Origin of the sequence: Alsobacter metallidurans, assembly GCF_014636935.1 — a bacterium.
Classification (GTDB): Bacteria; Pseudomonadota; Alphaproteobacteria; order Rhizobiales; family Beijerinckiaceae; genus Alsobacter; species Alsobacter metallidurans.
In genome coordinates, this window is the sequence record NZ_BMES01000001.1 from 1,995,454 (window position 1) to 2,010,142 (window position 14,689).

The window sequence follows — 14,689 nt, forward strand, 5'->3', positions numbered from 1 at the left end:
GCGATGGCGAGTGACCTGCAGCAAATTGCTGCCCAGAATGGAATGAGTGATCTCGCGGCATTGAACAACGACGTCGGCGCCACGAAATCGGTCGCCGATATGCGGAGTTTCTTGACGCTCAAGCCGTCCGACGGAATTTACTATGCGCCGTCTCTGAATACTCTGGTGATCACGAAGCCTGGGGTGACGTTTTCTGGCATTAATTTCAGCGGCGTTTCGATCAACGTTCAGGTCAACGACGTAACTTTCACAAACTGCAATTTTGACGCAAAAGCCGGCGTCTACGCCATCAACGCGCTGCCGGGCACGTCCAATCTCACGGTCGATCACAGCACCTTCGACGGCCTGAAAATGGACAAGGCCTACAATCAGTTCATCAGCTCGCGTGGCTTCAACACGGTCATCACGAACAACGTGTTCAAGGATGCGCCGGCCGACGTGATCGGCATCCAGAGCGGCAAGGTCTCCGACAACTACATCGTAGGCGGCGGCTACATGACCGGCGCCCATTCGGACGGGATCTGGATCGGCAGCACAAATGGTCCGGTCGTCATCGAGCACAACATCATCGACTGGCGCGCTCCTTCGGACTCGCCCGCGTCGACGAACAACGCCATCCGCATCACCGGCGAGGGCGGGGCGGTGAAGGACGTCCTTGTTCAGGAGAACATCATCCTGGGCGGCTCCTTCTCGGTGTTGGTCACCGACGGCGCTACTTTGACCCACACGGCCAGCCAGGTCGGAAAGGTGACCGACGTCCGCATCATCGACAACGTCGTCGACTATGGCGGTTTCGGCTCTCTGTATCAGATCAGCCGGCCTGCCGACCTCGTCTACACCGGCAATCACAACGCGAGCGGCATGCCGGTTCACCCGGACGCCTCATCCGTCGGCGCGCTGCCCGAGCTATCGAGCCTGAATACCGTGATTGCCGTCGGATCGACCGACCGCGTCGTCGGGACGGCGGGATCCGATTACCTTGTCGGCTCCGCTGGATCCAACCTGATCGAAGGCGGCGCCGGGAATGACGTGATCTATGGCGGCGGTGGGCGCGATTACATCAGCGGCGGCGCTGGGCGCGACATCTTCGTGTTTAAATCCACGGCCGACGGTACGGACTGGCTATCGGACTTCACCCGTGGCGAAGACAAAATCTACCTCGCCCAGTTCGCCGGGGCGCCAAAAACACTGGCGGGGTGGTCCTGGACTGGAACGGAGCAGTTCACCGGCCAGGCATGGCAGTTGCGGTACAAGGTCGCCAACGGCACGACAACGGTGCAACTGGACGTCAATGGCGACATGAACGCCGATTTCGAGATCAACTTGAACGGTATCGCGCCGGTCAAGATGTCCGACTTCATCCTCGTCGACAGCAAGGATCTGCCTACGCCTCCCGCGCCCCCAACGCCTCCCGCGCCGCCGGTGGTGAACACCGCCCCGACGCTCACAGGCGTGACGAGCGGGGCATTCGCCGCGACGAAATCGGTTGGCCTGTCCGGGTCGGGCGCGCTCGTGGTGACTGACGCCGACAAGGACGCCGTGACTCTGAAGGTCGGCTTGCAAACGGTGACTTTAACGACGGCCAGCGGCGACGCGACGGGATACCTCACGGCGAGCCAGCTGGCCGCCTTCAAGGCAGGCTTCACGCTCTCTTCCGGCGCAATCGCCGGCGGCGCTGGTGGCCTGACATGGAACTACGGCGCTCTCGCCTCGACCGTCGGAGCGCTAGGCGCCAATGAGACGCTGACGCTCACCAGCACGGTCATGGCGACCGACGCCAAGGGCGCAACTGTCAGCCAGGACGTGGTGCTCACGCTCACGGGCGTGAATGATGGGCCAACGCTGCTGCAGTCAAGCAAAGTCGCGGCCACGCTCGTGGAGTCGGATGCGCCGTCCAACAGTCTCGGATGGCAGTCGGTAGCCGGCGCGCTCAAGTTCGCTGATCTAGACGTCACAGACCGGCATTCAGTGACGGTGACAGGCCAGCGAGGCTACATCGGCACGCTCACCGCCAACGTCGCACAGGACAGCACAGGCGGCCAGGACGGCGCAGTGCAATGGACGTTCACTGCGCTGGACCGCGTCATCAATGGCATGGGCGCTCACGAGAGCATCACTCAAGTCTATGCTGTTGCGATCAGCGACGGCAAGGGCGGCGTCGTTCAGCAGAACGTCACGGTCACTATCGCGGGGGCCAACGATGGCCCGACGATCACCGGATCGTCGCAAGCGACATGGTACGAGGGCTCCGCGTCGAGCTACAGCAAGTCGGGTGTTTTGACCTTCGCCGACGCTGACACCAATGATCGTCTGACGACGTCCGTCATCGACCAGTCGTTGGTCCTCAAGACCGCAGCCGGGCTCGACGTCACGTCAATGCTCTCGCCGGAGAAGATGGCGGCCATCAAAGCCGGTTTCAGCTTGCCGACCGGTGATCTCAATACGAACAAGGGCTCGGCGACCTGGGTCTACACGGCCTCCGACAAGGACTTGGACTTCCTTGGTCAAAACGACACCATTACGCTGACGACCAAGGTTCAGGTCGACGACCACCAAGGTGGCGTCGCGACGCGTGACGTGCTGGTGATCATGAAGGGCGTGAACGACGCCCCGGTGTTTGTTAGCCCGAAAGCCAGCGATGTCAGTGGGTCGGTGCACTTCGGATCCACCGATGACCTGGTGAGTGGGACGCTCCATCAGGAGGTCGGTTCTCTCGCCGTGTTCGACGCCGATCTGACCGATCATCAGGCAGTTTCCGTTCGCGCGACACAAGCCGGCTATGTCGGTGCTTTCAAAGCCGTCATCACTGAGGGCGCCGGTGGCGCCAGCTCGCTATCCTGGGCGTTCCAGGTTGATGATGCGCTGCTCGGAAAACTCACCGCCGACAAGGTCCAGACCTATACGGTGACACTGAACGACGGGCATGGCGGCATCGCGAAGCAGGATGTGACGATCACGCTAAGCCATGACCAAGATCCGATGGCGCACTTCACGTCGATGGCCCACGGCGCCGATTTGTTGCTGGTCTGACCTGCCGAGGGTCCAACCACCGATCGTCCGGCTTCACTCGAAGCCGGACGATCGCGCGTATACGGTCGGGTCGGGCACACGCTCATAAAGGATCCGCTTACCGGTGATAAGCATGATTTTGTTGCGGATCCGCCATCGCCAGAGCGGCCAATCGCCCCCAGTCATGAAGCGGCACATCAGGTTCGGAACCGGCATCGCAGAGCGCCACTTGCGGCTGACGAAGCGCCACGCGGCTCCGAAGCTGGCGTCCAACGTGGGGACCGAAGCGGAGTTGTGCACCACCGGCATGTCGCCGACGTAAACGCCCCGGCCCGCGTGCGCTGCGGCAAGGGCGAGTTCCGTGGCGTACATGTGAAAGCCAGGAAGCGCGGGATCGAAATTCACTCCGCCCGCGACGCGCACCACGATAACGATCTCGTCCAGCATGGCGACCTTTTGGGGTGCGCCGAATGGCCTGCCCAGCAACCTTCTCGACGACGTGTCATAAAGATAGCCAGCCTGAGATCCGTCCTGTCGAGCGCCATAGCACCCGATCACGGCCCATGAAGGATCGGTGGCGTCCAGCATTTGCATGGCTTCGCGAAGCCTGCTCGCCCATCCTGCCGGGAAATAGATGTCCTGATGCGCGAAAACCAGCACGGGTGAGGGTGGATCAGCGATCACCGCCGCGTAGGCCGCTGCGGCCGAACGGGCGCCCTTAATGACTCGAACGGGCAATGCGCCGGAGACGACGTCGGGGGAGCGCAGCAGGTTCTGCTCGAGAATCTCTCTGGAGTTTGAGCATGAAACGATCGTGATGGGCTGGGTCATGGCAGTCAATGCTTGCGAAACCGCATCCGTGCGGCCCTGAGGCCGTTTCCCACTAGACTGACGAAGTCGGCCGCGCGTCCAGTCGGGCGCACGGCCGCATTTCGGTCACCGGTTCAGATAGCGAACGCTGTTGCCTTCGTTCACCGTCGCAACCCCGATGCGAATGATGTTCAGCGCCTTCGCGAGCTCCACCGCCTGAGCGTTGCCGATGAAGATCACGTCCTTGTCGCGCAGCTGGAACTGCTGGAGCGTGAACATCCCATCCTGGCTCCGCAGGTTGAAGTTGTAGATGATCGGAACGTCACCGGCCGGCCAGCCGGTCAGGTCAAGGCCGAGCCGCTGCGCCACGGCACGTGGCTCTGTGCGATAGATGTAAACGGCGGAAGGATTGGCGCGCTCATCAAGCAGGCCACCAGCCTTGCCGACGCCTTCGGCAGCCGTCATCTGCTCGGATTCGAAGTTATACTTCCCGTTGAACCCCGATGCGCCAAGGATGACGTAAGAGCGGTTCTCCCGGTACACATAGACGGTGTCGCCGGGATTGACAAAAATATTGTTGGTGGGATCGTTTACGATCCGGTTGAAGTAAACGGACCGCTTTTGCGGGCCACGCTGCAGCGTAACGAAGCTCTCGTAACCCTGACCCTTGGGGCCGCCTGCGCGGGCGATGACGTCCAGTATGCGTTCGCCCGCAGGGTTCACGGCGAGACGGGCGGGTTGGTTCACCTCACCCAAAACGCTCACCTGCGTGGCTTTCTGATCCCTCAGCGCCACGACCACCTGCGGCTCGATCGCGCGGTTGCGCAAACGGGACTCGATTTCGGCTTGCACCTCGGGAGGGCGGCGCCCTGTTACGGGTATCTGGCCGGCATAAGGAACAGAAATCGTGCCGCGGCGATCAACCTGCTGGTCCGGGATCGTGACGAAGTTGCCGGCGCGCGAGCCCGCCTCGCCGGGAATGAAGAGGCCGCCGGCGGCCGCCTCGAAAATTGTGACGCTCACGACGTCGCCGACGCCAAGACGAATATCGGCCGCGCCGCCGCGAGACGCGAACGAGCCCAGGCCGCCGAAATCCCTGCCCGCAGACGCGACGGCTGCAACCGACGGATTAGCGACCACCATGAAATGCGGCAGGATAACTTGCGGATCGGTCGAGACTGGCTGGGTGGGCAGTTGCGGACCGCCTGTCGGAAGCGTGTCACATCCCGAAAGCGTCGTCATTGCAATTAGCAAAGCGACGCGCATTTTCGGTAATGGGTCGTTCATAAGCGGAATCCTAAACGCGACGACACATAGCCAGCCTTGACCCATACAGGCCAACACGCCCACAAGCGAGTCGGAGTAAATGGATCGGCCGGAATATGCCTGGTTGTGTGGCGCATCCGGCACACCGGAGGCATCATGTGGGAGGGCGGGTTAAAACAAACCAAGACGCTAAATGCCGTTACTTCTTATGGTTACATGGCCGTTAAGGATAGTGCTTATAAGCCCTGTGGCGGCCTGGGGCTATATTGATGCAACGGAGGCGAACAATTGTGACGCGCGGGCGCGTGTCGGCTCGGTGGCTTGCAATGGTCAATGCTCACGAGTGATATGTCAGATACGAGGACTCCTGGGCGTGCGCGTCCTGCGACAGGAGCAGCCCTTCAGTGTTCACCTGGTTCAGGACGGTCCCGATCAGCTTCTGCGCGATTTCGATGTTGGCGCGTAGGCAGTCGCGGACCGTGCTGGCCTTGGTCTTGTCCCATTTAAGAACCAGCACGAACCCGTCGATCAGACTGGAGATAAGGCGAGGCTCGGCCACGACGCCAGCGGGCGGCAGGTCAAGGATAACATAGCGGAAATGGAGGCGCGCTGCTTCAAGCAGCTTGCGCAGCGCGTTGACGTCAAGCGACGCGCCCATGTCTGCCGCGCTCTGCCCGTGGGCGAGAGCGGGCATGAAGGATAGCGACGGACGATCTGTCGAGAAGATCGCATCAGAAAACCGCGCGGCGCCGGTGAGTACCTCGTGAATGCCCGCCTGAGCGTGCGGCGCAAGCATGTTGGACATGGCAGGCCGGCGAAGGTTGAGATCGATCAGCAGCGCACGCTCGCCGTCAAGGCCGCAAATCTCGGCGAAGTTCGCAGCCACGGTCGTTTTGCCGTCGTCGCCAGCGCACGACGTGAACGCGACGATCGAGCATTTGGCGGAGGCGTTGAGGTCGACTGACACCTTCAACGAACGAAGCGTTTCCGCATAGAGGCTGAACGGAGCGCGGGCCACGAACGAGAGCCGGGGGCTCCGGCGGGCGCGCTGGCCTTCTCCCTCCTGTTCAGGCGGCGGCTTGAGGCCGACTTGCGGCGGGATAAGCGGCAGGTAGCCAATGCATGGAGCCATTGCCGCATCTTCGGCTTGCCGCTTGGTCCGGATCACGCTGGAAAACGCCTCCAGGCTTATGGCCAGAAAGAAGCCGAAGCCCAGGCCAAGAAGCGCTCCGCCCCCCAGGCACTTCGCCGGCGTCGGGAACGACGGCGACTGCGGAGCCAAGGCCTTGGTGATGACGCGGGCTTCGGTGATCGGGAAGCCTTGCTTTTGGATTCCTTCGACATACCGCGACATGAAGGTGTCGCGAATGCTCTTCACCGCGGACGCGCCGCTTTCCAATTGATGAAGTTCCACACGGGCGCCCTGAGCATCGGCGGATGCGCGCGCCAGTTCGCTGAGCTCGCTCTGGAGCGTCTGCTCGCGGCTACGGGCGATTTCCATGTCGCTCTTTGCGCCTTGCTGGATGCGTTTGAACTCATCCGCAATGGCGTTTTCGAGCTCGTTCATCTTGGACTTCACCTTGGCGACCGAGTCGTGGTTTGCGCCGTACCTAAGCGAGAACTCCGCCGCCGTGCGTTTGGCCTCAAGATATGCGTTGCGCAGCGGCACGATGACCTCGTTGGAGAACTCGTCGACGAGCGTTCCCTGCGTCGCGCCGTTCGCGAGAATCTGGCGGATCTGCTCGACCTTCGCCTCCGCGGTGACGCGCATGAGGCGGGCTTGAACAAGCTTTTGGCTGAGGTCGGAGAGCTGCTGCTCATCGATGAACTTACCATCGCTGCTCATTATGTTGTTGCGCAGCCTGTACTCCACGGCCTTGCGGTCGGCGGTGTTGACGTCGGCTTGAAGCTCGGCGATGCGCTCGCTGAACCACGTGCTCGCCTTCTCGGATGCTTCGCGCTTGGCCTGCAGCTGGTCCTGGATGTACATGGCCGCGATTGCGTTCGCGAGCCTTGCCGCCTTTTCGGCGCTTCGGGCCACGAAATCGATCGAGATCGTGTACGAGAGGTCAATCCGGTCCACCGCGAGCGCTTTAACGACGGCTTCTGACGCTCGCCGACGACGCTCGTCAGGTGGGAGGTCGGTAGGATTGGTAGCGGCGCCGATCCAGGACAGAATCTTGGTTAGCAGGCTCGGCTTGCCGATGAATTCCGGATCTTCGTCCAGTTTCTCCGCGACCACCGTCCTGTCGATCACGCTCTCGGATTTCAGAATCTCGATCTGGCTGAGCACCGCGGAGCTGTCGATGCGGCCGCTAGACGTCGAGAAATCCTCTTCCAGCGCCGCGAGACGTTTGAAGTCGATCAGAACCACCGCCCGCGCTTTGAAGGTGGGCGGAACAAGCACGAGAAGCAGGAAGCCAATAGCGACCGCGACTGCGACGACAGCCCAGATCAGACGCTTGCGCCGACGCGCCACGCCCACGAAGAACGAGATGTCGCCCGCCTCGGATCGGCCGAGATCGACGGCGCTGATTCGCCTAAAGGTCCCGCGCTGGGTGGAGTCGAGCATTAGCGGTCAGGGTCTCGCGTGGCTGGGGTGGAATCAAATGGGCGTTCACTGCGAACAGTGCAGTAGCTTAGCGGCATCTTAGTGACCGGCCCAGTTTCAGTCAGGAATCTTAACCAGCCTGTTGAACGCAGCGACGTATTTTGCGGATTCCCGCTCCCAACTGAACGATGCGTCCGCGAGGCTTTTCGCCTGAGCGGCCTTGGCCGCCCGCAGGGGCGGGGCTTCGATAAGCCCGAAGATGGCCTCCGCCAGCCCGGCCGGATCCGGCGTCGCGGCGTAGTTGCCGGCGTCCCCCAATAGCCGGCGGGTTTCCGTCAAGTCATACGATACGATCGGAATGCCGAGCGCGCTGTACTCGAAGACCTTGTTCATCGAAATCTTGTCGTTGTACTCGTTCACCGGGTCCGGGATCACGCCGATGTCGAACGCGCTCAGGTGCGCCAGCAGCGCATTGCCGGACAGATAGCCGGTGAACGACACGACGTCGCCGACGTCCAGCTCCTCGGCCAGCTTCCGTATGCCGGGTAGGGCAGGGCCGTCGCCAACGATCACCGTCTTGAATCCCGTGACGCCATGCTGGGTCTTGAGCAGGTGCGCCGCCCGCACGAGGTGATCGACGCCGTCCTGATCGCCGATGATGCCGACATAGCCCAGGATCGTCTGAGCCTGGGACCTGACCGCCGGGTCAGGCTCCACCCTTCGCAACCGGTCTCGATCGGGCACGCTGTAGACGGTCACGACGTCGTTGGGGTCCTTACCGCCCCGTTTAATCGCGATGTCGCGGTACGTATCGTTCGCCGAGATCACCAGGTCCGCGGTCGCGAAAGTCAGGCGCTCGGCGACCAAAAGCAATCGATGCAGGAAACCTTTTTTCCCGTACTTGGCTGCAAATAGTTCAGGTGAAACGTCATGGTGGTCGAACACGAAACGCTTGCTGAAGAGCTTGAACGGCCATGCCACAAGAAAGATCAGGTCCGGTGGATTGCAGGCCTGGATCACGTCGAAGCCCGTTTTCCTGGCCACCTTCACCAATAAACGTGCTTCGTGAAACAAAGCAGCGGCATATTCGACAAGGAAGCCTAGGGCTCCCCGCGCCTCGATCGGCAACGGATGCCGATGAATATCGATGCCGTCGAGCGTTTCAAAACTGAGCGGATACTGATCGGTCGATGGGCAGATGACCGTCACTGTCCATCCGGCAGCCTTCAGGGCTTGTGCTTCCTGCCAGACGCGGCGGTCAAACGGCACCGGCAGGTTCTCGACAACGATGACGCATGAGGGCGCGCGGGGTGAAACGTTCAAGCTCATCTCAGGCTCTTAAACAAGTGATCAAAAGGGGTTCCTTTGGCGCGGCACTCACTGCGGTGAGCCGTTGCGACGGCGCAGCTGCTCCTGCTGCGAAGGACGGGACTCACCTGAGCCGAATGGTGACTGGAACGGGGTGCTGCGGAAGGCAGGTGAAGGATCCGTGGGGCGAATGTCCACCCCCCGCCGGTTATAGAGTGGGCTGTCAGGGCAACGACGGCTCACCGGATCGCCCAGTCGGCATGGCGTGTTGTTCTGGGCGGATGCGGATTGCGGAATCGCGACAAACGCAAGGAGCGCGAGGGTGCAGGCGAAGCGTTGCATCGGCTCAGTTCCCTTCAGGTTCGAGGGCGTGAAACGGCCCAGTTGAGCCTGTCGGAAATCGTCGCTCGCAAGGCGCGGGCTTCGGGGTCGTAGGACGTTGACGAAAGCGCCAATTCAAGCCGTTTAAGCGTCAAAGGTGGCGAACCGACGACGAATTTCTATGCCTCGGTTCGGTCCTGCAGCGTCGCGTCGCGTTCACGGCGCAACGTTTCGTCGACCAGAGCTGTGAAACGCCCGAACGGCCCCACTTCAATGTTTGAGCGGAGCACCGTGGCCGGATTCCCTGCCGCGATCGAGCCGGCTGGGATGCTCTTTGTCACGACGCTCCCGGAGCCAATCACACATCCGTCCCCGATTTCCACGCCGGGAAGGATGATGCTGCGAGCTCCGATGAAGCAGCGGTTCCCGATGCGTGTGTGGCACTGCAGCACGCGGGTCATGTCATGGGCCAAGATCGCGACATCGAACGCAATGTAGGTTTCCGCCCCGACGTGGACGCCTTTCGGATGCGTCTTGTCGAACCGGGCGCTGAGCGAGAACACGCAGGTCGGGTGGATGTCCATGCCCCAGAAGCGCGTGTAATAGGCGCGTTTGATCGCGACCAGAACACGCTGAACCCTGATAAGCTGATTCAGGCTTCGCATTGGCAGTTTCTCTCGATGAAGCAGGACCGGCTGCGGGGGCTCAACCGGCAAGCTTTTTCAACGCTCGTCCATAACTCGTCTTCTCGAACAGGGCGGCGCGCTCAAGCAATTGCGTCCGGTCAATGAAACCATTCAGGAAGGCGATCTCTTCGAGCGCCGCGATTTGCATGCCCTGCCGGTGCTGGATCGTTCGAACGAACTCGCTGGCTTCCAACAGGCTGTCGTGGGTCCCTGTGTCGAGCCATGCAAAGCCGCGCGACATCAGCTCGACGTGCAACGCCCCAAGGTCCATGTAAGCCTTGTTGACGTCCGTGATCTCGAGCTCGCCGCGGTGGGAGGGCTTGACCGCGGCAGCAATGTCCAGAACGGCATTGTCGTAGAAGTAGAGACCCGTTACGGCCCAGTTTGACTCGGGCTCGGTTGGCTTCTCGACAATCTTCACGGCCTTGCCGGAGCTGTCGAGGCTCACGACGCCGTAACGTTCGGGATCCTCTACGTGGTAGGCGAAAATTGTCGCGCCCTGCTTTCGGCTCTTGGCACGGTTGAGCAGCTGAATGAGGCCGGAGCCATGGAATATGTTGTCGCCCAGCACCAACGCCACGCTGTCGTCGCCAACAAACTCGCGTCCTATAATGAACGCCTGGGCCAGCCCCTCGGGCTTCGGCTGGACGGCATACGAGAAGTCGACGCCAAACTGTTCTCCGGAGCCGAACAGGCGTTTATAGTTGTCGAGATATTCCGGCGATGAGATGATCAGGATCTCGCGGATCCCTGCCATCATCAGCACCGACACCGGATAGTAGATCATCGGCTTGTCGTAGACCGGCAGAAGCTGTTTGTTGACCGCCAGCGTTGCGGGATGAAGCCGAGTGCCAGAGCCGCCAGCGAGGACAATGCCCTTCATGGAAAAGTTCCTTTGTTTATGCCGGCCGGCGTGGGCCGACTAAAATGTCCATCACATCGCCCAACGCATCCTGCCAGGGTCGCGGCGTCACGCCGAAAGCGGCGCCGATGCGAGCGGTGGACAGGCGGGAGTTGGCTGGCCGTCTCGCCGGGGTCGGGAAATCGGCGGTGGTGATCGCCTCGACGGGGACCGAAGGGCCGCCGCGCGCGGCGGACTGAGCCATAATCTCGCTGGCGAGCCCGCGCCACGTGACCCCGCCTTCGTTGGCAAAGTGAAAATCGCCGGTCGGGGCGGCAGGATCGTCCGCGAGTCTGAGGGCGATCCGGGCCAAGGCGGCAGCCAGGTCGGAGGCGATGGTGGGCGTTCCCCACTGATCGTCCACGACGCGCAGCGACGGCCGATCCGCGGCGAGCCGCAACATCGTCTTCACGAAATTCGCCCGGTGCGGACTGATCACCCAGGCGGTGCGCACGATCGCGTGCCGCGGATTCGCCGTCCGCACGGCCTGCTCGCCGCCTTCCTTGCTCGCGCCGTATACGCCAAGCGGGCGCACTGGATCACTCGTGTCGTAAGGATGGGCGGCTGAGCCATCGAAGACGTAGTCCGTCGAGACGTGCACCATGGGGATCGAGGCAGCGCCCGAGGCAGCCGCAAGGATGGCGGGGCCCAGCGCGTTCAGCCGCCAAGCCGCCACAACATCGCTTTCCGCCTTGTCCACGGCCGTGTACGCGGCTGCGTTGATGACCACTCCGTAGGGAGCATTGGCGAACTGGCGTTTGACCGCGGCTTCGTCAGCGATATCGAGATCTGCCCGGCTTGGGGCGTCCACGATGACGCCTTCGGGCCAAGGGTAAGCCTGCAATTCCAGGCCGACCTGGCCGGCGCCGCCGAGGATCAGGATGCGCATCGATTCAGGCCCGCGTAGCCACGAGGCCAAGGCGCTGCCCTTGATAGACGCCTTGCTGAATGGGGCGCCACCAGCTTTCGTTGGCGAGGTACCACGCGACGGTCTCACGCAACGCATCCTCGAAGCTTTTCTGGGGCTTCCAGCCCGTTTCTCGCTCGACCTTGGACGGGTCGATCGCATAGCGCCGGTCATGTCCCGGTCGGTCGGTCACAAACGTGATCAGCTTCTCGTGCGGGCCTGCTTCAGGGCGCAACGCATCAAAGGCCGCGCAGAGTGCATGCACGACTTGCATGTTTGTGCGTTCCGAGCGCGAGCCGACCAGGTACGTATGCCCGACACGCCCACGCTCGAGGATGGCGGTAAGCGCCCGCGCGTGATCTTCCACGTGGATCCAGTCGCGCACATTCTGGCCGTCGCCGTAGACCGGAAGCGGCTTGCCGGCGAGCGCGTTGAGGATCATCAGCGATATGAGCTTCTCCGGGAATTGGCGCGGCCCATAGTTGTTCGAGCAGTTGGAGATCAGCACCGGCAGGCCGTAGGTCTCCCCCCATGCGCGGGCCAGATGGTCCGACGCTGCCTTGGACGCCGAATAAGGGGATCGCGGATCGTAGCGGCTTTCCTCGGTGAAGTAGCCCTCTGGCCCCAACGAGCCGTAGACCTCGTCCGTCGAGACGTGAAGAAAGCGGAATGCGTCTTTGTCGCCAGGCGGCAGCCCGTCCCAGTAGGCGCGGGCCGCGTCTAGCATCGACTGGGTGCCGACCACGTTCGTGCGCACGAAAGCGCCCGGGCTCGTGATCGACCGATCGACGTGGCTCTCGGCCGCAAGATGCATCACCGCGTTCGGCTTGAACTCAGATGTCAGCGCGCGCATGCGCGACGTGTCGCAGATGTCGGCCTCAACCAGGCGGTAGCGCGCATCGCCCTGCAGCGGACTGAGCGAGATCGGGTTCGCCGCGTACGTAACCGCGTCGACGTTCAACACCTCGTGGCCAAGGTTCTGAACGAGGTGGAGAACCAGGGCGGATCCGATGAACCCGCAACCGCCGGTGACTAATATGCGCATGGTCAATTCTCTCTCTGTCGCGATCCGCGACGTGCTCCCCGTCCGGCAAGCGTCAGGCGAACACCGGGCCTATGTCTTTCACGTTGGGCGCAGCTCGGTCTTTGTCGGAAAGTACCGCCGCATCCAGATCCACCGTCCATTTGACGCCGATCTCCGGATCGTTCCAAGCCAGGCTTCGGTCGTGCTCGCGGCTATAGTAAGCGCTGACCTTGTATGCGGCCATTGTGTTCGGTTCGAGGGTGCAGAACCCGTGGGCAAAGCCCGTCGGAACATACAGCTGCTCGCCCTTCTGGGCGTCGAGCCGCACCGCCACGTGGCGAAGATAGGTCGGGGAGGAGCGCCGCAGGTCGACCGCCACGTCGAGGATGCTGCCGGCTAACACGCGGACGAGTTTCGCTTGGGCGAATGGCTCCAGTTGAAAGTGCAAACCGCGAACCGTCCCGGCATGAACGGAAAAAGATTGATTGTCCTGCACCCATTCGCAATCCACACCGGCGCGGACAAGAACATCTTTACGAAATGTCTCAGAAAACCAGCCTCGATCATCGCTGAAAACTTGTGGCGTCACAAGCAGAGGGCCTGGAATTTCGAGCTCCGAAATTTTCATCTTGCTGTGGGCCTCATCAACGCCAATTCGCTAAAAGTTGTACATTCAGACATTTACCCTCGTTTTTGCAGTGCGTCAAACCGGGCTGGCCGATTCGGCCGAGACTTGACGGTTCCGGACCCGTGCAGCCGGGGCGTCGTCAAGGAAGCGGCCTTCCAAGCGCATGCCGCGGGCGGAGCGCCTTGGCGGTGTTTTTCGAGACCGCCCAACGCTAGCGTCGCGCGCAAGCTTCGTTTCGCGAGTGGTTCAAAATGTGACCGATACGCAACAACAATGCGTCTAAATCAAACGCTTTTGTCGATAATTTAACTGAAATACTTGGCATCTCTGTTGCAGACGTATCTTATCGATCTGTGTGGCGGACTGTTAAGCGATTAAGGATGATGATGCGGCTCCTCGCTTCAATTGCGGTTATTTCGGCGACAATCTCAATGAGCGGCGCGGGCGCCCTGGGGGCCGAGTGCCGTTCGGCCTTTGGCCAGGCTGGCGCAGCGGCTCTGGACGCCTTCTCGACGAGCCCGACAGGAATTTTGACGAGCAATCCGCAAGGCGGCGGCTTGTTGGTGAAGCAGGTGCGCGATCTCCTGCTCGCCAACACGGATCTCGCACAGTCCATGTTGGCCTTGGCTGCGACCGCCAACCCGGACCAACGCTCGTCGATCGGCGCCGCCATGGGGCAGGTGACATTGGCCTGCGCCAAGGCCCAGCCGGAGGTTGCGCAGCGTCTCCAGGAAGTCGTCCTCGCCGTCGCGAACCCGGATGTGCTGAGCGCCTTCCGACAGGCGACCGGCGACGTCTCGACGGCGGCGGTGGGTGTCGCGGCATCCTCCGCACCCGCATCGAGCCCGCTTGGCGGCGCCAACGCTTCACTTGTCGGCGGTGGCGTCGGCGAGGCTGGCTCGAATGGCGCCAAGCAGGGGGGCGGCATCGCTAGTCTCGCCATTTCCGGCGCTCGCTTCGCCCAGGCGGCCCAGCGCTCCTTTGTGTCCAGCGCGAACAGCGTCGTCTCGAGTTCCCGGCCGCCCGTCGTAACGGTGCCAACCCCCGAGGCGGGAACCGGTTTGTCCGGCTTGGCCGTCGCGGGCGCTCTGGCGGCCTGGTGGCGTCTGCGCCGTCGTAAGCCGGCTGAACCCGGCCGGGCGTCCAAGACTTAGCCGTCCACGGATTCCGTCTGCGACCGGGCGGCGACCATTGCCCGGTCAATCACGTGATGAAAGCTGCGCGGGCGCTGCCTTGTGTGCCGACGACGTCGCTGCAGGGCCCCGACGCTGTTTGAGT

Annotated in this window: 11 protein-coding genes; 2 read left to right on the forward strand and 9 right to left on the reverse strand. The window is 62.1% G+C overall.

Going from position 1 to position 14,689, the window contains the following annotated elements:
* Positions 1-3 precede the first annotated feature (3 nt).
* Positions 4-3,030 (forward strand): VCBS domain-containing protein, encoded by a 3,027-nt coding sequence (locus tag IEV99_RS09145; RefSeq protein ID WP_244643790.1) that lies wholly within the window; start codon positions 4-6, stop codon positions 3,028-3,030.
* Positions 3,031-3,063: 33 nt separating this feature from the next.
* Here the strand turns inward: IEV99_RS09145 and IEV99_RS09150 are convergent, their stop codons facing one another.
* The 9 genes from IEV99_RS09150 to rfbC all read right to left on the reverse strand — a co-directional run bounded on the left by IEV99_RS09150 (position 3,064) and on the right by rfbC (position 13,411).
* Complete coding sequence (locus tag IEV99_RS09150; protein ID WP_188517341.1) at positions 3,064-3,840, reverse strand: hypothetical protein; 777 nt, start codon at positions 3,838-3,840, stop codon at positions 3,064-3,066.
* Between the two features lie 105 nt (positions 3,841-3,945).
* A complete protein-coding gene (locus IEV99_RS09155; RefSeq protein ID WP_244643700.1) occupies positions 3,946-5,106 on the reverse strand; it encodes a polysaccharide biosynthesis/export family protein in 1,161 nt (386 codons plus the stop codon).
* Positions 5,107-5,422: 316 nt separating this feature from the next.
* Positions 5,423-7,657 (reverse strand): Wzz/FepE/Etk N-terminal domain-containing protein, encoded by a 2,235-nt coding sequence (locus IEV99_RS09160; RefSeq protein WP_188517342.1) that lies wholly within the window; start codon positions 7,655-7,657, stop codon positions 5,423-5,425.
* 96 nt (positions 7,658-7,753) lie between these two features.
* Positions 7,754-8,965, reverse strand: coding sequence for a glycosyltransferase family 4 protein (locus IEV99_RS09165; RefSeq protein ID WP_188517343.1), 1,212 nt, complete (start codon positions 8,963-8,965; stop codon positions 7,754-7,756).
* A gap of 479 nt (positions 8,966-9,444) precedes the next feature.
* Positions 9,445-9,954, reverse strand: a complete 510-nt coding sequence (locus IEV99_RS09170) for an acyltransferase (protein ID WP_371875783.1) — start codon at positions 9,952-9,954, stop codon at positions 9,445-9,447.
* A 16-nt stretch (positions 9,955-9,970) separates the two neighbouring features.
* Entirely contained in the window at positions 9,971-10,834 is an 864-nt protein-coding gene (gene rfbA / locus IEV99_RS09175; protein WP_188517345.1) for a glucose-1-phosphate thymidylyltransferase RfbA, read from the reverse strand.
* Positions 10,835-10,850: 16 nt separating this feature from the next.
* Entirely contained in the window at positions 10,851-11,741 is an 891-nt protein-coding gene (rfbD, locus tag IEV99_RS09180; protein ID WP_188517346.1) for a dTDP-4-dehydrorhamnose reductase, read from the reverse strand.
* 4 nt (positions 11,742-11,745) lie between these two features.
* On the reverse strand, positions 11,746-12,804 hold the full coding sequence (rfbB, locus tag IEV99_RS09185; protein WP_188517347.1) for a dTDP-glucose 4,6-dehydratase: 1,059 nt from the start codon (positions 12,802-12,804) through the stop codon (positions 11,746-11,748).
* 52 nt (positions 12,805-12,856) lie between these two features.
* A complete protein-coding gene (gene rfbC, locus IEV99_RS09190; protein ID WP_188517348.1) occupies positions 12,857-13,411 on the reverse strand; it encodes a dTDP-4-dehydrorhamnose 3,5-epimerase in 555 nt (184 codons plus the stop codon).
* Positions 13,412-13,842: 431 nt separating this feature from the next.
* On the opposite strand from rfbC, the gene IEV99_RS09195 reads away from it, so the two are divergent.
* A complete protein-coding gene (locus tag IEV99_RS09195; protein WP_194483067.1) occupies positions 13,843-14,565 on the forward strand; it encodes a hypothetical protein in 723 nt (240 codons plus the stop codon).
* Positions 14,566-14,689 lie beyond the last annotated feature (124 nt).

Bases quoted from the DNA above. Each gene is read 5' to 3' on its own strand.
- rfbD (WP_188517346.1), bottom strand. From the start codon at position 11,741: ATGCGCATCCTGATCCTCGGCGGCGCCGGCCAGGTCGGCCTGGAATTG.
- IEV99_RS09160 (WP_188517342.1), bottom strand. From the start codon at position 7,657: ATGCTCGACTCCACCCAGCGCGGGACCTTTAGGCGAATCAGCGCCGTC.
- IEV99_RS09195 (WP_194483067.1), top strand. From the start codon at position 13,843: ATGAGCGGCGCGGGCGCCCTGGGGGCCGAGTGCCGTTCGGCCTTTGGC.
- IEV99_RS09150 (WP_188517341.1), bottom strand. From the start codon at position 3,840: ATGACCCAGCCCATCACGATCGTTTCATGCTCAAACTCCAGAGAGATT.
- rfbC (WP_188517348.1), bottom strand. From the start codon at position 13,411: ATGAAAATTTCGGAGCTCGAAATTCCAGGCCCTCTGCTTGTGACGCCA.
- IEV99_RS09155 (WP_244643700.1), bottom strand. From the start codon at position 5,106: ATGAACGACCCATTACCGAAAATGCGCGTCGCTTTGCTAATTGCAATG.
- IEV99_RS09145 (WP_244643790.1), top strand. From the start codon at position 4: ATGGCGAGTGACCTGCAGCAAATTGCTGCCCAGAATGGAATGAGTGAT.
- rfbB (WP_188517347.1), bottom strand. From the start codon at position 12,804: ATGCGCATATTAGTCACCGGCGGTTGCGGGTTCATCGGATCCGCCCTG.
- rfbA (WP_188517345.1), bottom strand. From the start codon at position 10,834: ATGAAGGGCATTGTCCTCGCTGGCGGCTCTGGCACTCGGCTTCATCCC.
- IEV99_RS09165 (WP_188517343.1), bottom strand. From the start codon at position 8,965: ATGAGCTTGAACGTTTCACCCCGCGCGCCCTCATGCGTCATCGTTGTC.